The 21,269-nt window shown below is 59.6% G+C and carries 16 protein-coding genes and 2 pseudogenes; 8 read left to right on the top strand and 10 right to left on the bottom strand.

Annotation, left to right across the window (positions count from 1 at the left end; all coding sequences use genetic code 11):
• Nucleotides 1-148: DUF736 family protein (locus PH547_RS31450; protein WP_285170316.1), on the top strand; the 148-nt coding region annotated here is incomplete at its 5' end.
• A gap of 110 nt (nt 149-258) precedes the next feature.
• Here the strand turns inward: PH547_RS31450 and PH547_RS31455 are convergent.
• From PH547_RS31455 to pmtA, 9 genes and pseudogenes are all read right to left on the bottom strand, one after another.
• Nucleotides 259-435, bottom strand: a pseudogene (locus PH547_RS31455) (DUF736 family protein); the annotation flags it as partial.
• A gap of 624 nt (nt 436-1,059) precedes the next feature.
• The gene (locus PH547_RS31460) at nt 1,060-1,983 is read right to left on the bottom strand and encodes an ArdC family protein (RefSeq protein ID WP_028755179.1); all 924 of its coding nucleotides are present in this window, start codon (nt 1,981-1,983) and stop codon (nt 1,060-1,062) included.
• Between the two features lie 301 nt (nt 1,984-2,284).
• Nucleotides 2,285-2,872 (bottom strand): hypothetical protein, encoded by a 588-nt coding sequence (locus PH547_RS31465; protein ID WP_065091960.1) that lies wholly within the window; start codon nt 2,870-2,872, stop codon nt 2,285-2,287.
• Nucleotides 2,873-3,257: 385 nt separating this feature from the next.
• Nucleotides 3,258-4,218, bottom strand: a pseudogene (locus PH547_RS31470) (ParB N-terminal domain-containing protein); the annotation flags it as partial.
• A 337-nt stretch (nt 4,219-4,555) separates the two neighbouring features.
• Nucleotides 4,556-5,299, bottom strand: coding sequence for an NYN domain-containing protein (locus PH547_RS31475; RefSeq protein WP_065091961.1), 744 nt, complete (start codon nt 5,297-5,299; stop codon nt 4,556-4,558).
• 384 nt (nt 5,300-5,683) lie between these two features.
• Nucleotides 5,684-5,878 (bottom strand): hypothetical protein, encoded by a 195-nt coding sequence (locus PH547_RS31480; protein WP_028755183.1) that lies wholly within the window; start codon nt 5,876-5,878, stop codon nt 5,684-5,686.
• Nucleotides 5,875-6,387 (bottom strand): DUF1419 domain-containing protein, encoded by a 513-nt coding sequence (locus tag PH547_RS31485; protein ID WP_210305302.1) that lies wholly within the window; start codon nt 6,385-6,387, stop codon nt 5,875-5,877. Before PH547_RS31485 ends, PH547_RS31480 begins: the two co-directional genes overlap by 4 nt.
• Nucleotides 6,388-6,498: 111 nt before the next feature.
• Nucleotides 6,499-7,602, bottom strand: a complete 1,104-nt coding sequence (locus tag PH547_RS31490) for a DUF3991 and toprim domain-containing protein (RefSeq protein ID WP_240535449.1) — start codon at nt 7,600-7,602, stop codon at nt 6,499-6,501.
• A 1,187-nt stretch (nt 7,603-8,789) separates the two neighbouring features.
• Nucleotides 8,790-9,380 (bottom strand): phospholipid N-methyltransferase PmtA, encoded by a 591-nt coding sequence (gene pmtA, locus PH547_RS31495; protein ID WP_184806021.1) that lies wholly within the window; start codon nt 9,378-9,380, stop codon nt 8,790-8,792.
• A 635-nt stretch (nt 9,381-10,015) separates the two neighbouring features.
• On the opposite strand from pmtA, the gene PH547_RS31500 reads away from it, so the two are divergent.
• From PH547_RS31500 to PH547_RS31510, 3 genes are all read left to right on the top strand, one after another.
• On the top strand, nt 10,016-11,101 hold the full coding sequence (locus tag PH547_RS31500) for an extracellular catalytic domain type 2 short-chain-length polyhydroxyalkanoate depolymerase (protein WP_184806024.1): 1,086 nt from the start codon (nt 10,016-10,018) through the stop codon (nt 11,099-11,101).
• A gap of 573 nt (nt 11,102-11,674) precedes the next feature.
• Nucleotides 11,675-12,133, top strand: coding sequence for an Hsp20 family protein (locus PH547_RS31505; protein WP_184806073.1), 459 nt, complete (start codon nt 11,675-11,677; stop codon nt 12,131-12,133).
• A gap of 95 nt (nt 12,134-12,228) precedes the next feature.
• Nucleotides 12,229-12,738, top strand: a complete 510-nt coding sequence (locus PH547_RS31510) for an Hsp20/alpha crystallin family protein (protein ID WP_184806027.1) — start codon at nt 12,229-12,231, stop codon at nt 12,736-12,738.
• 130 nt (nt 12,739-12,868) lie between these two features.
• Here the strand turns inward: PH547_RS31510 and PH547_RS31515 are convergent, their stop codons facing one another.
• Nucleotides 12,869-13,585, bottom strand: coding sequence for a hypothetical protein (locus tag PH547_RS31515; RefSeq protein WP_184806030.1), 717 nt, complete (start codon nt 13,583-13,585; stop codon nt 12,869-12,871).
• 494 nt (nt 13,586-14,079) lie between these two features.
• On the opposite strand from PH547_RS31515, the gene glmS reads away from it, so the two are divergent.
• The 4 genes from glmS (at nt 14,080) to PH547_RS31535 (ending at nt 21,176) form a co-directional block, all read left to right on the top strand.
• A complete protein-coding gene (gene glmS / locus PH547_RS31520; RefSeq protein WP_184806033.1) occupies nt 14,080-15,906 on the top strand; it encodes a glutamine--fructose-6-phosphate transaminase (isomerizing) in 1,827 nt (608 codons plus the stop codon).
• Nucleotides 15,907-15,977: 71 nt separating this feature from the next.
• Entirely contained in the window at nt 15,978-16,508 is a 531-nt protein-coding gene (gene msuE / locus PH547_RS31525; RefSeq protein ID WP_004119752.1) for an FMN reductase, read from the top strand.
• A 424-nt stretch (nt 16,509-16,932) separates the two neighbouring features.
• Nucleotides 16,933-18,006: an efflux RND transporter periplasmic adaptor subunit gene (locus PH547_RS31530; RefSeq protein ID WP_184806036.1), complete on the top strand. Its 1,074-nt coding sequence runs from the start codon at nt 16,933-16,935 to the stop codon at nt 18,004-18,006.
• Nucleotides 18,006-21,176: an efflux RND transporter permease subunit gene (locus tag PH547_RS31535; protein WP_184806039.1), complete on the top strand. Its 3,171-nt coding sequence runs from the start codon at nt 18,006-18,008 to the stop codon at nt 21,174-21,176. Before PH547_RS31530 ends, PH547_RS31535 begins: the two co-directional genes overlap by 1 nt.
• The last annotated feature ends 93 nt before the right edge of the window (nt 21,177-21,269 follow it).

The following is a 21,269-nucleotide window of genomic DNA, read 5'->3' on the forward strand; positions in this document are numbered from 1 at the left end:
GTTCGGAGCAGGCTGGACCCGCACCGCCCGCGAAACAGGCGCCGAATACCTCTCGCTCAAGCTCGACGATCCGTCCTTCACGGCCCCGGTCTACGCCTCCCTGGTCCAGGGCGACAAGGGCGAGCACAAGCTCATCTGGTCGCGCTGACCAGCACATCGGCGCTCCGCTTCACGGCGGGGCGCCTCTTCCACACCAGTGGAATTATGCGGAGCAGAAGCCGCCGCTATCGTCGAGAAATCCAGCCTTCAGCGATCAGCACTCCGCATAATCACACTCTCAGCATAATCGACGTTGCCTGCGTAGATGCGGAAGTGCGGGCCCTTGTCGGAGGGGTTTTCGATGCGGGCGATGCGGGCCTTGACGTTGAGGGCGAGCGTGCGGATCGATCCGTTGAAGCCGGTTTCGGAGGTGGTGAAGGTGCCGATGGTTGCCATTGTCGTATTCCTTTGCTGTCTCGGGCCGCGCCCATCGCGGCCTCGATGGCTGTCGCAAGGATCGGGGACGATCGGTCCGCACCCGTAGGGCCGAAATGAAATGGCGGGCGGCCAGGAGAAGCTTTGTTGCTCCGCGAGGAATGAGCGCATCGCGCTCAGCGGAAGAAAGTTTCGCAAGGCCGTTGCGGGAAGACGATCGAGGCGAAGCCGGTCTTCGATCAGACATGCCTCATCGAGCCCGCGAAGGACGTGGCTTGCTGCAGTGCTCGAAGGGATATGGCAATGGCAGCCCGTCCCCGGTGCCTGCCCGGACGCTACAACGATCAGTCCGCTGTCTTGTCCACATGCCTAGCCCAAACCTCGCAGAACCACCCAGCGTGAGGGCGTTGCATTGCCCGCTCCGCGCTATCGCGGCGCCTCGCGAACCGTCGCCTGAGGATCTATACGTCAGCAGACAAAGCCGTTTATCGTCGAAATCAAGCCGTCCCGGAAGCTCAAGCCGATCGACCGGACAACCTCGATCTGGGGCAAACTGGACCTCGCGGCTGATCGTGACGCGCCCCCCGACCGACGGGCAAGAGTTGCCGACCGCTGGCGAGGCCAACGACCGGCGCTGACAAGTCTTCACGCGACGAGCCGCTCGTCGGCTGCGGCGAGCTGCAGCGAATGCAGGAACGCTACGGCCCGTTGCGCATGCGCCGACGCCTGGAATATCGCCCGTCTGTCGTCGGTCAGGACCTTAAGCCAGGAGTCGAGGTAGGAGGCGTGATCGGGGCGGGGCTCGAGCTCGGGAACAATCCCGAGATCGGCGCAAAGGAAGCAGCTACCGAGCTCCGCTATCAGTTCCTCGCGGGCTCGCTCGGATTTGTCCTTGGCATAGCGGCTGAGGTCGCGAGCGAGGCGGTGGGCCGGCGCCGTCCAGTGCGTGACCTCGTGGCTTAAAGTCGCGTAGTAGCTTGCCGCATCCTTGAAGCTCTCAAATGGTGGCATCTGGATGAGATCGGCGGCAGGCGCAAAGAAGGCCTGGTTGCCGCCATGGCGGATTGCAGCGCCGGTGTCGCGGAAGAACCGATCGGCATGCCCAACCCGTTCAACCGGATCGAGAACCGGTGCCGGCCGGTGATGATACTGGTCGGGAAGTCCGTCGATCTGTTCGACGTTGAAGACGCTGTAGGCTTTCAGGAAAGGGATCTCCCGCTCGACCTCGCCGCCGTTCCCGTCGGTTTCGGACTTGGTGAATCGGCTTGCGAAGACGACGGTCGTGCCGGTCTCGCCCTTGCGCACTGCGCCGCTCAGTTCCAGGGCCTGCTTGAACGTCATCCATGTGGATGACGTATAACCCCGTGTGATACCCTCCGACCATAAAAGCAGCACGTTGACGCCAGAATAGGGTTGCCCGTTGTAACGCAGCGGGCGGGTAATGTGGCCTGCCGTGTTCGCCGAATTCCATGGTTTCATCCAGGGCCGCACGCCTTTCGCCAGGTCTTCGATGATCCTGTCGGTGATGCGGCTGTAGAGATCGCCCCGCTGATTTTCTGTCTTGCTCATATCCAAACCTCCGTTTCAAGGCCGCGCCCGTCGCCGCCCGTTACGGAGGGCGAAAGCAGGAGCAGATCAGCCGGTGGATGCACCGGAACAGCCGCAACGCAGTGGAGGACGGCGAAGCCGTTGCATCCGCCGGCGGCTCCTGCAGACCCGACGAAGGAACGGGCGGCGACGGGCGTGCCATCGGCTTCATTTCTTTTTCCTTGCTGGCCGGGTTCGCAAAACGACAACAGGCCGGTCCCGCCATGGAACCGGCCGGCTCGAGTTGATGGAAAAGGCGGGGCCGGAACCCCGCCGGAAGTGGCTAGTCGAAGGCGGAGATCTGCGCTTCGGCAGCCTTGCGGTCGAGCGCGCGGCCCGGTTGTTCGACGGGACGGTCGAACGGTTTCCAGCTCTCGCCGATCACCTGGACATAGGCGGCGACGGCGCCTTCCGCCGCCATTCTGAGCGAATGGGCCTGTATGCCCATGTCGGCGGCAAATTCGCGCTTACGCTGGGCGGCGCTGTCATAGCCGACGGGACCGTCGAGGTCCTCGTCCCGGGCATCGTTGGCGGCCTTGGCCGTGGCATCGCGTGCCTCGGTGACCGCGCGGCTGTAGAACTGGCCGGCGCCATGGGCGGAGCCGACGTAGGCGCCGACGATCCGTTGCAGGTGGATCTGCATGGCCTTGTCGCCAAGGCCGTCGCCGAGCGCGTCGGCTGTCTCCGTGACGAGCCGCTCGTGCAGGTCGCGGATGCCGTCGCTGTCGATGACGGCGGTTCCGAAACTCTCGGCGATCTTCAGCGCCTGCATGGCGTCGGGGCAAGTCAGCCGAACCATCTCGACGGTGGCGCCTTTGCGCAGTTGCACGACACGCGTGGATTGCCGGGATGAGGGAGTGGACTTGGCCATAGTCGTTTCCTTTCGAGGTCGTCCGAAGCGGCTCCGGCCCCATGCCGGCTTGCCCTTCGGTGCGGTCACCCCGGACCGGCGGAAAGACGGGCGCCTCAAGGTCCGGCCCCTCCTGGACGAGCGGAGCCGGTTTGCGTGCGAAGAGGGCAACCTGTCCTCGATAAAGCACGCAAGCCTGCTCCGTGAAGGACGGCGGGGTCCGGCCGCTCCGCGGCGCGATAGCGGCCTGGAAGCGCACGGCCGCCGGTTCAGACCGCAGCAAAACGAAGGGCAATCCGGCATGGGGAGGAAGGTGACGTCCTCAAATCAACGACAGGCGCTCCCACGAAAGGCTGGTGGCGCCGAGGCTGCGCTCGCCCTCCTTGCGGATCAGCCGGCCTCGGCTGTTACGGGCGTCCTCCGCCCCATCAGCTGCCGGGCCGGTCTGACCGGTGGGCTTCCTGACCTCCGGCATCCGGCAGTGGACGCTGTGCACCTTGCCCTCGCGATCGCGGTACAGTCGCCTTTGCCTGGCTTGCCGTAGACGCGTTCGGCTTTCTTCGGCAGGTCCGGCTGGCCCCAATTGTTGACTTCGACGATGGTACCCTTCTTCGGCACGTTGCTCGCCATCCATTCCTGCTGGGCGCCAAGCAACTCTTCGACATTGGTGGTATAGCGATTGTCCTCATCGGCAGGGCCGAACAGGTCCTCCGCCCACTCGATCCCATAGGCCTGGCGCAGATCGTCGCCGAAGCTTGCATCACGTGCATACATACGGGTCTTTGTGAGACCGTTGGCGATCTGCCACCAGGCCGCCGTTCGCCTTTCTTCGGCTAGTGGGCCTTCCAGACCTCTTTTTGCTCGTCGTGCGAGGCGGCCGCAATCGTTCTGAGCCGCTGCTCGTTCGGCATATCGCCCTTGGCTATCTGGTCGAGCATGGAGGGCAAGAGGTTTGCGAGCAGACGAAGCTTGCGGATCTGGCGGACGGGAAAGGCAAGCGCTACGGCGACCGCCTCCTCGGTCCAGCCGAGCGCGACCAGCCGCTCGATGCCGCGCATTGATCGATGGGATTAAGGCACAAGCTATATTCTCGGTCATCGAGCGCATCGCGCCGTTGTCGTTGGCCACCGCGACCACGACCACGTCGATTTCCTCGATACCGGCGGCGATCGCCACACTGGTGGGGCGGTGACCGGCTTCGATGATGTAACCGTTGCCGCCGGCTTCCGGGAAATGACCGGCGCTGGATCACGCCGACGGCCTTGATCGTCGCCAAGCAGGGCGTCGGCCTGGGGCGTCGACTTCGACTGGCGCGTGTTGTCGGGGTCGTCCTTTAACGCACGCGGATCGACCTTCATCAATTGCATGGGATATTCCTTTTCGAGGATTGGACAGGCCTCTGCCTGTCCTTCGCGTCTTCATTCCTTCCGAAGACACAACCCGAAGCGCGGAGCGGGCAGCCGGGTGCAACTGCGGCCGAGCATCGCTGCCGCGAAGGACGAGCGGAGCTGACAGCCCTGCGAGGACCAGTGGCCGCCATTGCGAGCGGCGCGGTTGAGCGTCAGCGACGCCCGGCTACTCGATCTGCGAGTAGTCTTCCTCCATCTTTTCTTCCATTTCCATTCGCCTATCCCTTGCTCTCTCACCACAAAGCTTGGAGGATGCGGCGAACCAAAACGTGCTGATGGAGACCCGTACTAAACGTCACTTGGCGCTTTTCTTGGCAGAAGGTTGTTTGACGCGGATGCGCAGAGGTCTGCTGTCCGAATGGTCTATCTCGAACGCATTTGTCTTCTTCACGAGGTCGCTGAGCTTCCTGAATCCATATGTTCGGGGATCGAAGTCTGAAGAGAGGTTCGCAAGCTGCGTTCCGACTGCGCCGAGCGGCACCCAACCATCCTCACTCTCCATCTGCGCGATGACCTTTCTGATGATCGGCGCCGCTGCACTTGGCGGCTGGAGCGAAGGAGTTGCCTGAGTAGCATCGCCACCATTTGTAGGCGCTGAAGGGAGGAGGTTTTCAGTGTAGATAAACCTCCGGCACGCCTGGCGGAAGCTTTCGGGCGTTTTCTGCTCGCCAAAACCGAACACATCGATGCCTTGCTCACGGATCCGAGAGGCGAGGCGTGTAAAATCGCTGTCGGAGGAAACAAGGCAAAAGCCGTCGAAGCGCCCGCTGTGGAGGAGGTCCATGGCGTCGATCACAAGTGTGATATCAGAGGCATTTTTACCGGTCGTGTAGGCAAATTGCTGCTGCGGAATGATCGCGTGCCTGGCAAGGACGTCGATCCAGGCTTTCGAGCGAGCGTTTGCGAAGTCACCGTATATGCGTCGGACGCTCGCCTCGCCGATTTTGGCTATTTCCTCGAATAAGCCGTCAACGATCTTGGCCGACGCATTGTCAGCGTCAATTAGTACAGCAAGTCGCGGTGAACGTGTTTCAGGCATTCGATAGCTCCAATCTGTCCCAATGGACCGAAGACCACAAGATGGACAAGGGGCCCATGCCTCACAAGCCCGAAAGTGTCAGATGCTATCGGACCACGCGCAGTTTGCTGGCAAGGGGAGTCGCGTCAGGATCGTGCGCGGATAAATCGTCGGATGACCTGAACAAAAAAAATGGGCCAGCGAAAACCGCGGCCCATGAAGCGTGAAGGTCAATAAACCTCCAGAGGGGAACAGCTGCTGCGGCGGCACTGGGAGGAAATCCGCCATGTGCATCAGCTGTGTGCACTATGATTAATTTTTGATCGGAAGGAAAACATTTATTGTGCAATGCAGCTATGCGCGTGCTGCACCGCCACGGACGACCCATCGAGACGGGCTTGATCGTCAAGCGGCGTCAGACGTCCCCGCCGTTTCCCCGCGCGCCGCGGTCGCCAGGACCTCATCGACCTCCCGAACCTGTTGGCGCTTGTCGGAAAGGTCGTCCGCGAACGCGAACATGCCGCCGTCGCGCGAGCGATAGGAGACAAGACCGCCGCTCGGCCTCGTGCAAGCGATACCGATAGCGCTCCTGCGCCTCATCGACACCGTCGAGCGCATGCTCGAGCCGTGAAACCGCGCCGAGCGGCGTCATGGTGACGGCAAGATCGAGCTCCTGGGTTGCGCCGGTGCGCTGCAGCAGGGTTGTGTAGTGATAGCCGTCGATTGCGGTAACCGCCATACGTCGCGGCATCGGCGCTGCCGCGCGCAACCAGGTCGCGCACAGATGCGATCGGCGCGGGGAGGTGGCGCAGTTGGACCGGCAGCTTGGCGGCGACTTCGTCGTACACCTTGTCGGAGAGGTCGCAGTAACCGTGGAAGTAACGGATCGCCTCGTCGATGCGCAGCGCGAAGAACACGTATGTCACCGAGCCGGTGAGGAATTCCCGCATCGCGAACAGCGAGCCGCGGATCCAGAGCGGCGGCAGGATCTCGAACATGTAATCGTGCTCGGCCTCGGGGATTTCGAACCATTCGCCTGCATAGAGCGGAGTTGCGTCACGGTCCCGACGATCGGGTCGCTGGACGTGGCGGTCGAACGTGGGAAACATCTGCTGGCGGCTTGCGACGCCCTGAAACACTTGCGGAGGGAAGAGGCCATTTGCGGCTCCTTGCGCGGGCGGACTAAGCGCGGCTCAGTCCTCTCGACCCTGCCATCTTCTTCAGTCCTTCGTGATCCGTTTCCTGCCGCCGGCATCGCGACCTCCCGCATCCAGGGCTGGCTTTAGCCGGGAGAAGCCTCCCTTGACGCGGCCGGCTCGCCTGCGGCACGCCTCTTCCTCTTTCGCTTCTTCCTCCAATTTCTGTTTCTCGCTGCCCCGCTTCGGGCGTAGCTTCTGAACTTCGTTCCAGTCTTCTTGTGACGGGCGAAGTCGCATCCAGTCGCATCCCGCCTCCTCGGCAAGTGCGCGTAGTCGCTCGGCAAACATCTCGCCTTGTGGGTTGGCGTCGGTGGCAGCGACAAGCTGGACGTTGGGGCCCGACGCAAGCCTGCGGAGTGCCGCGGCCGTGGTCGGCGACCAGCCGCCGCCGGTGCTGAGGTAGAGTGTGCCGTCTCGCAGGCCCTCGATTGCCGCAAGGCTCATCGCGTCGATCGCAGCTTCCGTGACGGCCAGTCGCACCGCTGCACGCGACCCCAGACGAAAGAGAACCTTCGTTCCTCCCGAGGCGAACCCGCGGTATTGCGGACCGCGCGCCTCCCAGCCTGTGACACCGCCTGCCTCGTTCGTATGGGCGGCCCACATGGTGCCTTGCGGACCTTCGCGAAGAAGGTTGCGTTTGATCGCCGAGCATAAAAGAACCGTCGGCAGGCAACGCACGTCCTGCAGGTACCGCCATGTTGATGAACCCCGCCAGGGGCGGCGGCGCGCCTGCCAGCGATCGCCAAGCGGAAGGTCGGATTGGCCGTCCGGAATGCCAGGCTGCCACTCAGCCTTGGAAATATGGAAGCCTATGAGGTCCGCGACCTTTGCGACGCATGCCGAAAAGCCAACACGGTCAAGGTGCTCGACCAATCCAAAGATATCGCCTTTCGCATCGCTGAGCGGATCGAACCATCCACGCCCTCCATGCGTCACGATGATGATCTCACTGCCGCGGCGGTACTTGACCGCCCGCCGGGTGCTTTCCTTGACGTCAATGGCAAACCCGTTCTTATCCAGCACGGCGGCGCAGCTTACCTTGTCGCGAAGCGATTCTATTTCTCTTCTCTCCATTTTCCTTCCGATCGCGAAAGCGATCGCCTCCTGCTCGTCAGTTCTATTCATCGGCCACTTCAGCGGCCGCGAAGAGCAAAGGACGCAAGGGCGCGGCTGGCAATTTGGTGAATCGTGCAAGGTCGACCGCGGCGAAGCCTCCCTTGCGGCCTGCCGCTCGCTAGCGGCACGCCGCAGGCCATGCCGCCGGCTCAATGCCAAGGCGTGTATTCATGGACGATCTCAAGATCGTTCATCGGCGTCGATTGCGTCGGACGGCAGGACGCCGTTATCCGCCGTCGACGGAGAAGAGGGTGACCGGGACCATCAGGTTGCGGGAGAGCTGGAAAGCGTGGGACTGGGCGAGTGAGAGATTCGTGCGACATGTGAGTGGTTCCTTCGGAGCGGCCCAATTCCCGCTCGATCACTCCACAAAAGGCCCGCCCGGGGAGGGCGCGATCACCGCTGCGCGACGCGGAAGCGGCCGCAGCATGGCTAGCGGACCGCTCGCGGGTGGAAGATCCGGAACCGGGCCAGGACTCCATCAACAGAGAGCGGGATTGGACTGGTTAGGGAGGTGCCTCACGCAACGACGCTCGACTGCATCGACCAGGTCACGATCTGCGGCCTGCGGTCTCGAAATGCCGGGCGGATTTCATCGGCCGCCTGCCTGCGCGATGCCATCGTATCGACCGGCTTATGGCATATTTGAACTCGGTGATTCCCCTGATGAGAGAGGATTGAGATAGCCAACGATATCAGCATCGGAATGTCTTTGTTCTTAGCTTAGAGGATGGCCGGGAACAGAGGTTGCCGACTTCTATGAGGCCGCTTTTGGTGCCCAACAGATCGACTTTTGCAATCTGGATGGCGCTTTGGCGGGCTTTGCAATGCGCTTTGGCGCAATGCCCGTTGCAGTCGCTGGATCCAATCCCCGGCGCGAGCAACACCCTTCTTACGGCGGCCCTTTTTCCCGAAAGCGCTGGGCAGTCAGCGCCATTTTCACCATCAACGTGATGACATTGAGGAAACCGCCGGCGCGGTGTGACTGCCGGAGCGATTGTCCGCGATGAGATAGAGACGGACATTTCTTGGCCGCCCGAGGCCTCGATCTTCGATCGTTCGGCCCGCTCTGGGCGCTGGTCGAACGAAGGGCAGCGCGCGTCTGGAAAGCCGCCCAAGCGCTTTCCACATCGGTCGCGTTCGTCATCAGCCCAGCGATCAAAACTTTTCGATCAATGTTTATGAGATGGCCGAGGTCATCTCGTCTTTCGGTAGGTCCAAAGTTGTGCCGGCGGAATGTTGCGCATCATGAAAGCCAGGTGACGGACCTCGTATCCGGCGGGAAGCGCGACGACTGGAGAGAGCAATCCATAGGTGATTTGGACGACGGGCCGCCCTGTCGGAATCCGTTCGAGAAGATCGAGGATCAGCGACAATCGCTTTGAAGGCGGCAAATGAAGGAGGGGCACAGCGGAGATGACGCAGTCGAACTTTGCACCTCGCTGAGCGCCCAGAACGAGATCCAACGCAAAGGCGTCTCCACATCGAACGTCGACCTCGGGAAACTCCTGCTGAAGATGCCGACAGAACTCGGGCGAATACTCGATGGACAAGAGCTCCTTGGGCCCAACGCCGCGCGCCAGGATCTGTTTTGTGATTACGCCGGTTCCCGGACCCAGTTCAAGGACAGGAAGGCTGGAGAAAGGATCGATAACGCTTGCCATCTTCCTTGCCGTCGCAACGGAAGTGGGCGTTATAGCGCCTACCGCTGTGCGGTCGCGCTTCCAGCCGTTCAGGAACGCGATCTCATCCTTGAACTTCAACCCCATCCGCTGCCGCACGCCCATTTTGCCTCCGCTTTGACACCCATCAGAATCATGGGGGTGACAAACAGCGTCTAAATGCGACAAATGCAAGCCCGGCGGCGGCATTTTCAGCTCAACATCGCCTTTTGCTCATAAAAGAAACCCGCGGCGAGCAACATTCACTACCAAGCCACGCCCTTTGGTTGCGTTGGTTCTCCGGTTCAGCCCGGCATAATTCGAAAGAAATGCCAGCCTTGCCATATTCTCGGGAGTTCCATCACAGTTAAAGCACACTCACAATGATCCCTGAGGGCTCCCCGATCAGGCTGTCAACGAACCAATCAATTCGTCACGTTTCCAAAAGCGAGCGACATACGATTTTGTCGGAATACGTCGACGCGGCGCACGGGCGAGGAGCCATACCCCGACATTTTGATGATATGCAGTTTTTGGTGGCATGAAATTTGTACGAAATCAGTCGTGGAGGAATGCACCCCGAGATTGGATCCGAGGTTGGGCATTTTTTATGTTTAGCAGCGCGGCAACAATTGCAATCGAATCTGTGGCTTTCGAGTAGGGGACAGTGAACCGCATGCGGCACGAAAAGCCTCCTCTGACAATCTGGTCGCAAATTTAAGGACGCGACCAAAGCTATTCCCGCAAAGGGGTATGAGGGTATGAGCGCAAAGATTTTTTCGGATTGGAAGAAAACCAGGTTTTGTAGCCTGGTTAAACGAATTGTCACCGCAAGTTTCAGCCTGCTGCTGCTGACCGGGGTGGCACAAACCCAAGCGCTGCCAAAACTGAAGATCGATCGCAACGCGATCTCGGTGTCGGGCCTATCATCGGGAGCATTCATGGCCTCGCAGCTGCAGGTCGCGTATTCATCAAGTTTCATGGGAGCCGGCATTGTCGCTGGTGGACCTTATTTTTGCGCTATGGGCAATCTCACCTATACGGGAATCTGCATGGGCCAAGTGCCGCGCGTTCCTCCAAATCCTGCGATGTTGTTCGCTGCCGCGGAAACGTCTTCGCGGATCGGCGCTATCGACCCGCTTTCCAACCTTGAATCAAAGAAGATTTACATTTTCAGCGGTACGGCCGATACGATCGTCAAGCAAAGTGCCGTCGATGCTAGCGTCCAGTTTTTCAAATTGGCCCGGGTTCCCGATTCAAACCTCGCCTATGTCAGCAATTACCCTGCCGGTCACTCGTTTGTTTCGAAGGTCTTCGGGAATTTGTGCCCGACCAACGCAACGCCGTACATCAACGAATGTGTGAACGATCCCCCAAATACTGCCAACGACAACAATTACGACCAGGCTGGCGCGATTTTGCAGTTCATCTATGGCAAGCTTAACCAGCCGGCCGCCAAACCAACCGGGAAGTTGAGGGCGTTCGACCAGAAACTCTACGGGGCCGCCAACCCGGTGTCGAGCATGGCGGATGTGGGGCATGTCTTTATCCCCGACAGCTGTGGCAAGCCTAAAGCCAACTGCAAACTGCATGTTTCCATCCATGGCTGCCGCCAATCGCAGCAATCGATTGGGGACGATTGGTATACCAAGCTCTATCTGAATAACTGGGCGGATACCAACGGTATCATAGTGCTGTATCCGCAAGTCAATAAGTCACTCCGGAGGCCGTATAATCCCCGGGGTTGTTGGGACTGGTGGGGCTTTACAGGCAGCAACTATGCGATCAAGGGTGCTGTCCAAATGGACGCCATTATGAAGATGATCGCTGCTCTGGGCGCCCTCTGACGGCGAAGCGCCAAGACACCTGCAGTTATCGCCGTGGCGACATCCGTTCTCCTTGGGGTGGACCGAGTGCACACGCGGCATCATAACCGCGTTGCGCCTTGGGGCCGAGCTTAAGCTTGACCATATTGGCGAGATTCGACGCCCTACGGCATCTTCTCCCGAGCGTTGGAAAGGAATTTCACTTCAGATTACCATCGTTCGAGAGATCGAACGTGACGACCTTCTGTGCATGGACAAAGAGGTTCTTATGAGTTTCTACGCGCGGCATCGGAATGAAAATGACGCGCGAACTGTAATCCATTTGCATCGCGCCAACCTATTTCGGTTTTGATTTTTGCGGTTTCAAGGAGATGGTGAAATTCTTAAGCACTCGAACATCTAGATTCCTAACGGTATGAACTTATAGTGATTGTTTGAGTCACTCCCGCTCGAAAAGTCTTGCGCGCCCTCTTGACCCTACCTCGCTAGCTACCCATTTCATCTGTCGTCGACGCCAAAATGAGTCGACTACGTCAGGGGCGCCGAGCTTCTTGGCGTTCCTCGTATCTATGTTGCTCCGTGGAGGATGTAGCTATGAGAACAAACCTCGATCTTACCCCTTTCTATAGGTCCAGCATCGGCTTCGACCGCATATTCGATCTTCTCGAAAATGCCAGCGTTAACGCCGACAAGTGGCCGCCTTTCAACATCCTAAAACTCGGCGAAGACACGTATCGCATCGCGATCGCGGTGGCAGGTTTTGCCGAAAGCGAACTGACGATCACCCACGAGGCAAAAATGCTCGTGGTGAACGGCGCGAAGTCGGAGGACGACGAAGCACTGTATCTGCATCAAGGCCTTCCCGTAAGGTCGTTTGTGCGCAGATTTGAGCTGGCTGATCACGTGATCGTCGAAGGCGCAAAGCTCGAAAACGGGCTACTCCTCATCAATCTTAAGAAGGAAACACCTGAGGAGATGAAGTCGCGTCGGATTGCCATCCAAGCCGAGTCTGCCAAAGCCGCTTCAAAGCAGATTGAGGGCGCCAAAGCCTAGCGTGATGCGCACCTGCTTACTCCTCGGCTGTTCCCGAACCGCCAAGGACGTCATCGCACGACAGGAGGAAGAAAACCGAAGAAAGGATGATAGCCATGAGTGTACGTGACCTGATCCCATGGAGCCGTGGCAACAGCCAGGTTCCGAACGTCTATCGTGGCGACGACATGGACCCGTTCCTGTCGCTTCACCGCAATGTCAACCGTCTGTTCGACGAAGTCTTCCGCAGTTTCGGTCCGCCATCGTTGTTTGGTGGCACATCGCCGATTGGCGCCGAGTGGCCGCACGTAGAGATCAAGGAGAATGACGACGAAATCCGAGTGATAGCGGAAATTCCGGGCATCGATCCAGAGGATATCGAGTTGCTTCTGAAAGACGGCGTGCTTACGCTTCGCGGTGAAAACAAGTCCGATACCGAGGACAAGGATCGCGGGTTCAGCGAGCGTTATTACGGACGCTTCGAACGGCGACTGGCTTTGGGTCGCCAGCTTGATGAGAGTAAGGTCGCCGCAACGTTCAAGAACGGTCTTCTTACGGTGACGCTGCCGAAGACCGAGAAGGAGCGAGCCAACGTCAAGCGGATCGCCATCGACAACACCGAATAATACCGACAGCTGCAAGCTCGCCGGGTACAAACGCACCCGACGAGCTTGGGCAACGGCGACGCAGTCTTACGGTCGCGATCGAAAATACCATCCCGGGCGCTGCGCTTTTGGTCGCATCGCCAATGGGCACTTAGTGGGTAAGCAGAGGTGGAGGCAGGAAGTCCAATACATTGCTCGTATAGCTTTCGACCAGCGCACTGAACGGAGTGCCGTCCTGAAGCTTCAACACTGCATGATGTTCGAGAAGAAAGGGCGGTAGTATAAGAGATCCCGTTGCGGGTGTCGGTAGTTCCTTTTCCACGTCCCATCCTTCTGGAAGAGGGGACCACAGCAAATTGGAAGATAGATTTGTGCGGGTGAAATTAAGAGATTGGACGGCTCTGCCAAAGGCGACGTCGCTCGTATTCAACGCTTTATTCATGTCCATTGTCAGCCTTGCCGGAACATACCAATTGTCAGCCTCAGAAAGGACGCGATTGCCGCAAACGAGGCGGACATGTCGGTAAGCGATGGGCTCGTCGGGGCCGACCGCCAGAAGTTCTCGGATGCGGCTATCGACGGGCTTGTCTCTCCCGCGTACCCGCTGTGCAACGATCTTAGAACCTTGCGGTGCGAGATTGTGTCCGGCACACCACCGGTCGAGCGTCAAAGTGGCGCTAGCGTTACTCAGGAGAGTTGCATTCAAGGTTTGGAGAATCGCAAGCGCCTCAATCCGTGCCGTTGGCGTGTTTGGCCATTGCACCGTGGTGAACGATTCCTGCGCCGATATGTTATGTGCGGCCAGCATGATCGCAGCAGCAGGTGCAAATGCGATAACCCGTATAAACTTCCAACAGTAAATTGACACGAAAAGTCATCCTTTGTGCGAGTTTGATGAGCGGTCGAGACGATATTTATTGCCAGGGAGGCTTTCCCACAAGAACGCTCGAAGGTGACTTCTAAAAGGCTATGTGAGCGGGCCTACCGTCCCGCTTTCAAGGTTTCCGTAGATACCTGGCACCAATGATGGCTGCTGAGCGCATCATGACGGACGTTACCTCTGCCTTGGGAAACCGGCCGGTTTATGTCCGAGGCGGCACCCGTCGTCCCAGCGTGAAAACCGATGCGGCGATAATCCATGACGTAAATGGGTGCGATCCAAAGAATCGATTTTTCCAATAAGTCGAGTGCCGTTAGAACGCGCTGAATTTGGCTTAGCGCGACAGCACGACGGTTTTGCCACGGAGTTCTGACGGAATGATAGCCGTCATGGCGATCAAGGAGTGAAGCAGCTTCGCTCACTCCCAGACTGACGGACTAGGTGAGAGCGTTGTGGCCGATATGCGAAAACGCGGAGAATGTATGTGCGGGATTGTGGGTATTGTCGGCCATCATCCGGTTTCGGACCGGTTGATAGACGCATTGAAACGGCTTGAATATCGTGGCTACGATTCGGCAGGCGTCGCGACGATCGACGGTGGAGCGCTCCATCGCCGGCGCTGTGAGGGCAAGCTCCTCAACCTTGAAGCAAAGCTGAAAGAACAGCCCCTGGCGGGCACAATCGGCATTGGCCATACGCGCTGGGCAACCCATGGCGCGCCGACGGAACGCAATGCCCACCCACATTTTAGCGACGGCATCGCAGTCGTCCACAATGGGATAATCGAGAATTTCGCCGAATTGAAGGATGAGCTGACCGCGGCCGGCACCGAGTTCCAAACCGACACCGACACGGAGGTCATCGCGCATCTCGTGGCAAGACTTCGCCGGGACGGCATGGCCCGGCGCGAAGCAATGCATGCGATGCTGAAGCGCGTCCGAGGCGCTTACTCGCTGGCTCTGCTCTTCGAGGAGGACCCTTCGACCATCATGGCTGCCCGGAATGGCCCGCCGCTCGCGATCGGTCACGGAAGCGGCGAGATGTTTCTCGGATCGGACGCGATTGCGCTGGCGCCCTTCACTAACGAGATCACCTACCTGATCGACGGCGATTGGGCGGTCATCGACAAGACTGGCGTCCGTATCTTCGATATCGACGGAAAGGTCACCACCCGACCGCGGCAGATCTCGGTGGTGACGGCCCATATGATCGACAAGGGCAACTATCGCCATTTCATGGAGAAGGAGATTTACGACCAGCCGGAGGCCATCTCCGATACCCTTGGCCATTACATCAACTTCAGCGACAATCAGGTGGTCGCGGCTTGGCGCGACACCGTCTTCACCAACGTGCAAAGCTTGGCGATCTCCGCCTGCGGCACTGCGTACTTGGCCGGACTAATCGGCAAATACTGGTTCGAGCACTACGCACGTCTGCCGGTCGAAATTGATGTCGCCTCCGAATTTCGGTACCGCGAAATCCCGTTCTCGCCACAGGTGGCAGCTCTCTTCATCTCACAGTCGGGCGAGACGGCCGATACACTTGCTTGCCTACGCCATTGCAAGGAGCACGGCTTGAAGACCGGTGCAGTCGTCAACACGCCCGAATCGACGATAGCACGAGAGTCCGACACTGTGTTCCCGATCCTCGCCGGACCGGAGATCGGGGTTGCGTCTACGAAGGCCTTTACATGCCAACTCGCCGTATTGGCTGCGCTCGCGGTTGCTGCCGGCAGGGCGCGTGGCACCCTTACGGAGAAGGAGGAACAGACACTGGTCGCCCGGCTTGCCGAGATGCCGCGCGTCATTGGGCAGGTGCTCAACAGCATCCAACCCAGGATCGAACTTCTGTCGCGTGAATTGGCAAAGTGCCGCGCCGTGCTCTATCTTGGCCGCGGAACCAGCTTCCCTTTGGCCATGGAAGGCGCCCTGAAACTAAAGGAGATTTCCTATATTCACGCGCAAGGGTATGCTGCCGGCGAACTGAAACACGGTCCAATTGCTCTCATCGATGAGAACATGCCGGTTATCGTGATCGCACCACACGACCGCTTTTTCGATAAGACCGCTTCCAACATGCAGGAGGTTGCGGCCCGCGGCGGACGGATCATCTTGATCACGGATGAGAAGGGCGCTCGCGCCTTGAAGCTCGACACGATGCAAACAATCGTTCTTCCAAATGTGGACGAGATCATTGCGCCGATGATCTTCTCGCTGCCGGTCCAACTACTCGCCTATCATACGGCCGTGTTTGCGGGCACGGACGTCGATCAGCCGCGCAATCTGGCGAAATCAGTCACCGTCGAATAGGTCATCGTTTCCGTAAGGGACGAATGACAGAGTTTAGATGACTTATAACTGCTGAGCATTTGGAGATCGACATGCCGCAAACGAAGATATTTGGCTTCTCGGGGAACATAACACGACCGTCCACGACGCGCACATTCGTCGACCATATCGTCGGGCAATTGGCAATCAAAACGCGAGCGGTGGCGCAGTCCTTCGATGTCGATGACCTTGGACCTTCACTATTGGCGGCCAAACGGCTAGACGACCTCAGCGCTCAAGCACGCGGGGTCGTAGACCAAATGCTGGAGGCAGACGTCCTGGTTGTAGGCTCACCCACCTACAAGGGCAGTTACACCGGCCTATTCAAGCACTATTTCGATTTGCTCGATCCAACATCGCTGAGGGGCAAGCCTATCATCATCGCTGCGACGGGCGGAGGCGAGCGTCATTCGCTTGTCGTCGAGCATCAGTTGCGCCCTCTGTTCGGGTTCTTTGAAGCGCTTGCGATGCCGACCGCAATCTATGCCACCCGTAATGACTTCGCCCACGGGGAGGTGATTTCCGAGGCCATCCGCATGCGTGTAGGCCGGGCTGTCGAGGAAGCAGCGTACGCAATAGGATGACCAGACGCAGCAAACGTCGGCGCAACAGGCTCTATTGTCCCACGCGAACCTTAAGAGGCGAATTAGCGGTATTCACCGCCTCGAAGACAACGTTGACTCTGTGTTTCCCTGGTCCAATCGGATGCCAGTGTCCTCAAAACGCTAGCCTCTCCCCGGCCGTAGGTGGTCTTGTTATAGTTGGCGAGCGCGCCCAATCCTGGCTCAATCCAGCAGCTGATTGGCGATCTCTGACGGAGTCGCCGACAAAAAACTGCTGCTTTGGACGGCGGAATAGCCCGACATCACTGGTGTCGCCAAGATGTTTTGAACAGTTGAGTTTTGTCACCTTCGAGACCGTCAGGCATTTCAACTTTGCACCACAACAGCCGACATTTTTGACGCCACGGTTGAGCGCGGACACCCGTGAACTGCGAGGAATTGCCATTTGAGAAAACCGTGTCTTCTACTCGCTGCCGTTCTTGTCTGTGCAGCACTCCAGTTTCCCTGCGCCAATAGCATGGCTGAACAGGCGGCCGCACCCGCTCTGACGGTTTCTCTGACGGCGCCGGCAATACGGGACTGGCCGGAGACCGTTCCCGCGAGCGGCTGGTTGAAGCCCTGGCAGGAAGCAATCATCGCGTCCGAAACGAGTGGCCTGCGCATCACCGACGTCCTGGCGGATGTCGGGTCCGTGGTCACGAAGGGGCAGACGCTGGCCCGGCTTTCGCAGGAGAGCGTGCTGGCGGACCTTCGCAAGCAGGAGGCGGCTGTCGTGACTGCCAAGGCAAATCTGACAAAGGCCAAGGCGAATGCGGATCGTGCACGCCAGCTCAGCACTTCGGGGGCCCTCGCCGACGAGAAAATCACTGGATATCTGGCCGACGAGCAGACGGCGACGGCAAGCCTGACATCCGAGGAAGCCGCGCTCGACGGCGAAAAGATCAAGCTTGCGCAGACGACTATCACCGCCGCCGACGATGGCCTCATAACCTCGCGTTCGGCCGATCTCGGCGCCGTCGTCTCCACCGGCACCGAGCTCTTCCGCATGGTGCGCCAGCAGCGTGTCGAATGGCAGGCCGAAGTATCGGCGCGTTATCTGCCGCGCATTTCGGAAGGCTTGAGCGTTAGGATCAACGGGCCGGAAGGTCACGTCATTGCCGGCAAGGTGCGGCTTGTCGGACCCTCGGTCAGCACCGACACCAGCCGGGCGATCGTCTATGTCGCGCTTCCCGCCGACATTCGTCCGCGGACCGGCCTCTACGTCACGGGCAGCATCGAGTTGCAGACCACACCGGCGCTCACCGTCCCCGAGACGGCAATCGTGTTCCGGGATGGCATCAGCTACGTCTTCACCGCCGGCGAGGACAAGCGGGTGCGACGGGTCCGCGTCGAAACCGGCCGCCGCAACAATGGTGAAGTCGAGATCGTCTTCGGCATCGATCGGTCGTCGAAGGTCGTGACGTCAGGCGGTGCCTTTCTGTCGGACAATGACCTCGTGAAGATTGCGGAGGCGAACTGATGAACTTCTCCGCCTTCTCGATCCGCAATCCCATACCAGCGATATTGCTGTTTGTGATGTTTGGATTTGGCGGGCTTTGGGCATTCAAACAGCTGGCGGTTCAGTACTTTCCGGATATGGACCTGCCGACCATCAGTGTCACCGCCACGCTCGACGGCGCTGCGCCGACGCAGCTCGAGACGGAGGTTGCCCGCACCATCGAGGATAGCCTCACCTCCTTGAGCCATCTCGATCATATTCTCACGACGATCACCGACGGCACCGTCTCGACCAAGGTATCCTTCAAGCTGCAGAAAGACAGCGAAACGGCCCTCAATGAGGTCCGCAATGCCGTCGATAGCGTCAAGGCCGATCTGCCGGCACAGATGGCGACGCCGATCATTACGAAGGCCACCGTCCAAAGCTCCGCACTTGTCACCTATGCCGTCCGCTCGACCGCTCTCAACGAGACCGAACTCTCCTGGTTTGTCGATAACGATCTGACCAAGGCACTGCTATCGGTCCCGGGCGTCGGCCAGGTCAACCGCATCGGCGGGATCGATCGCGAGGTCCATGTCGATCTCGATCCTTCGACGATGGCGTCGTTCGGCGTCACCGCCGCGACGGTATCAGCGCAGTTGAAGGCCGTGCAAGCCGACAAGTCTGGCGGCCTTGGCGAAGTCGGCGGCAAGCGTCAGACATTGCGCACGCTCGGCGCCGTAGAGTCGGTCGAGGCCCTGAGGGAGCTCACTATACCGCTCGCTAACGGGCAGCAGGCCCGACTCGACGACATCGCCTCGGTCAAGGACAGCTTCGCGGAGCGCACCTCGATGGCCTATCTCGACGGCAAGCCGGTGATCGCCGTCGAAATCAAGCGTTCGAACGGGTTTTCCGACAGCAGCGTTTCGGCTGACGTTAACACGGCAATGAAAAATTTCGCAGCGTCGCATCCCAATGTGCAGATCCATGCAGTCTACAGCCTGATCGGGTCAATTCTCGGCAATTATGACGGCGCGATGCACATACTGTATGAGGGTGCGATCCTGGCGATCGTGGTTGTCTGGCTCTTCCTTCGGGACTGGCGCGCGACGATCCTGTCGGCTGTGGCACTGCCCTTGTCGGTCATACCGACCTTTCTGGTCATGTACCTGGCGGGCTTCAGTCTGAACGTCGTCACCTTGCTGGCGCTGTCGCTTGTGGTAGGTATTCTCGTCGACGACGCCATCGTCGAGATTGAAAACATTGCCCGCCACCTGCAGATGGGCAAGCGGCCGATCGATGCCGCGATGGAGGCGGCCAACGAGATCGGGCTGGCCGTCATCGCCACCACCTTCACGCTGGTCGCCGTCTTCCTGCCGACGGCATTCATGAGCGGCATACCGGGCCTCCTGTTCCGTCAGTTCGGCATCACCGCCGCTGTTGCCGTCGTTGCCTCGCTTGTCGTTGCGCGTCTGCTTACCCCCATGATGGCAGCCTATTTCATGAAGGCTCATCCGTCGGAGCAGAAGGATGGCCGAATCATGCGCGCCTATATGGCGCTCGCGAAGGCTGCCCTCGATCACCGGAAGACAACAGTGGCCGTGACTGCCGTCGTCGTTGCGGTTTCGCTTTCCGTTATCCCCCTCTTAAGAACGGGATACCTGCCAGCCGCTGACGACTCGCGGACGCAGATCACGCTCACCCTGCAGCCCGGCGCCACTGTCGAGCAAACCGACGCCGCAACCAGGAAGGCCGCAGATATTCTCAGTGAGATTCCCGACGTGACACATGTGTTTGCGGCTATCGGCTCGGGATCCTCGGGCGGTGGTGCGACGGTCGCCAGGAGCAGTGTCGGGTCTGCCGCGATCGTCGCCACGCTGACGCCGATTGATGAGCGCGACCGCAAGCAGTCGGAGATCGAAAACGATATCCGGCAGGCGCTCTCCGTCCTCCCCGGAGTGCGTGTGGCGGTCGGTATCGGCAACGGTACCAAGCTCGAGTTCACTCTGGCCAGCGACGATGCCAGTGCGCTCGATAGCGCAAGCACGGCGCTCGAGGAGCAGTTGCGCACGCTGCATGGCATCGGTGCGGTGACATCAACGGCCGCAAGGCAGGCGCCGGAAATTCAGATCACGCCCGACTTTGCGCGCGCCGCAGCGCTCGGGGTAACGTCGAATGCGATCGCCAGCGCCGTGCGCGTGGCGACAAATGGGGAATATTCCTCCGACCTGCCGAAGCTCAACCTGCCGCAACGCCAGATCCCGATCGTCGTCCGCTTCTCGCCGGAAACGCGCACCAGTCTGGATGATATCAAGACCATGCGGGTGGCCGGCACCAATGGCAATGTCGATCTCGGATCGATTGCCGATGTCCGCATCGGCGGCAGCCCTTCGGAGATCGACCGTATCGACCGCATGCGCAATGTCACCGTTTCCGTCGAACTCAACGGCCGCATTCTGGGCGATGTCAACCGCGAGGCGAAGGCGCTGCCGGCTCTCCAGCATCTGCCGCCAGGCGTTACGCTGGTGGAACAGGGCGAGTTGCAGCGCAGCTCCGAGCTGTTCCAGAGCTTCGCGCTTGCGATGGCGATCGGTGTGTTCTGCATCTATGCCGTGCTCGTCCTGCTGTTCCACGATTTCCTGCAGCCGCTCACGCTGCTGATGGCCCTGCCGCTCTCGCTCGGCGGCGCGCTGGTGCCACTCGTGCTGACCGGCACCAGTTTCTCGATGCCTGCCGTCATCGGCCTTCTCATGCTGATGGGCGTTGTGACGAAGAACTCCATCCTTCTCATCGAATATGCGATCATGTCACGTCGCCGAGGCATGTCCCGGTTCGATGCGCTCGTCGATGCCTGCCACAAGCGGGCGCGGCCGATCGTCATGACCACCCTTGCCATGGCCTCGGGCATGCTGCCGGCCGCGCTCAGCCTGTCGGGTGGGGATTCCAGCTTCCGGCAGCCGATGGCCATTGTGGTGATCGGAGGCGTGATGATATCAACGCTGCTCAGCCTCATCATTATCCCGGTCATCTTCACCTTCGTCGACGACCTGCAAAATTTGCTCAAATCGTTCAATCGCCGAGCGCTTCGACGCCATGCGACCTGCGGGCGAGAGACGGAGTTCAGTAATTTGCCAGGCGATCTCGGCGGCGATACAGGGAAATCCCTAGAGATGACTCCATCTCAGCATAAAGTCATCGAACCCACACCTTGATCGGGACTGGAGGCGTTTTTGGCAAACGCTTCTCGTTGTCGATCAAATCACGCGAATTCCAACCCTCGGCCTGTCATTGATATTGCCTCCTGC

Origin of the sequence: Rhizobium cerradonense (assembly GCF_030182455.1) — a bacterium.
Classification (GTDB): Bacteria; Pseudomonadota; Alphaproteobacteria; order Rhizobiales; family Rhizobiaceae; genus Rhizobium.

What these genes read in the sequence shown, in the direction of transcription:
- PH547_RS31505 (WP_184806073.1), top strand. Translation starts at nt 11,675, where the DNA reads ATGAGAACAAACCTCGATCTTACCCCTTTCTATAGGTCCAGCATCGGC.
- PH547_RS31490 (WP_240535449.1), bottom strand. Translation starts at nt 7,602, where the DNA reads ATGAATAGAACTGACGAGCAGGAGGCGATCGCTTTCGCGATCGGAAGG.
- glmS (WP_184806033.1), top strand. Translation starts at nt 14,080, where the DNA reads ATGTGCGGGATTGTGGGTATTGTCGGCCATCATCCGGTTTCGGACCGG.
- msuE (WP_004119752.1), top strand. Translation starts at nt 15,978, where the DNA reads ATGCCGCAAACGAAGATATTTGGCTTCTCGGGGAACATAACACGACCG.
- PH547_RS31475 (WP_065091961.1), bottom strand. Translation starts at nt 5,299, where the DNA reads ATGCCTGAAACACGTTCACCGCGACTTGCTGTACTAATTGACGCTGAC.
- PH547_RS31500 (WP_184806024.1), top strand. Translation starts at nt 10,016, where the DNA reads ATGAGCGCAAAGATTTTTTCGGATTGGAAGAAAACCAGGTTTTGTAGC.
- PH547_RS31465 (WP_065091960.1), bottom strand. Translation starts at nt 2,872, where the DNA reads ATGGCCAAGTCCACTCCCTCATCCCGGCAATCCACGCGTGTCGTGCAA.
- PH547_RS31480 (WP_028755183.1), bottom strand. Translation starts at nt 5,878, where the DNA reads ATGAGGCGCAGGAGCGCTATCGGTATCGCTTGCACGAGGCCGAGCGGC.
- PH547_RS31510 (WP_184806027.1), top strand. Translation starts at nt 12,229, where the DNA reads ATGAGTGTACGTGACCTGATCCCATGGAGCCGTGGCAACAGCCAGGTT.
- PH547_RS31460 (WP_028755179.1), bottom strand. Translation starts at nt 1,983, where the DNA reads ATGAGCAAGACAGAAAATCAGCGGGGCGATCTCTACAGCCGCATCACC.
- pmtA (WP_184806021.1), bottom strand. Translation starts at nt 9,380, where the DNA reads ATGGGCGTGCGGCAGCGGATGGGGTTGAAGTTCAAGGATGAGATCGCG.
- PH547_RS31535 (WP_184806039.1), top strand. Translation starts at nt 18,006, where the DNA reads ATGAACTTCTCCGCCTTCTCGATCCGCAATCCCATACCAGCGATATTG.
- PH547_RS31485 (WP_210305302.1), bottom strand. Translation starts at nt 6,387, where the DNA reads ATGTTTCCCACGTTCGACCGCCACGTCCAGCGACCCGATCGTCGGGAC.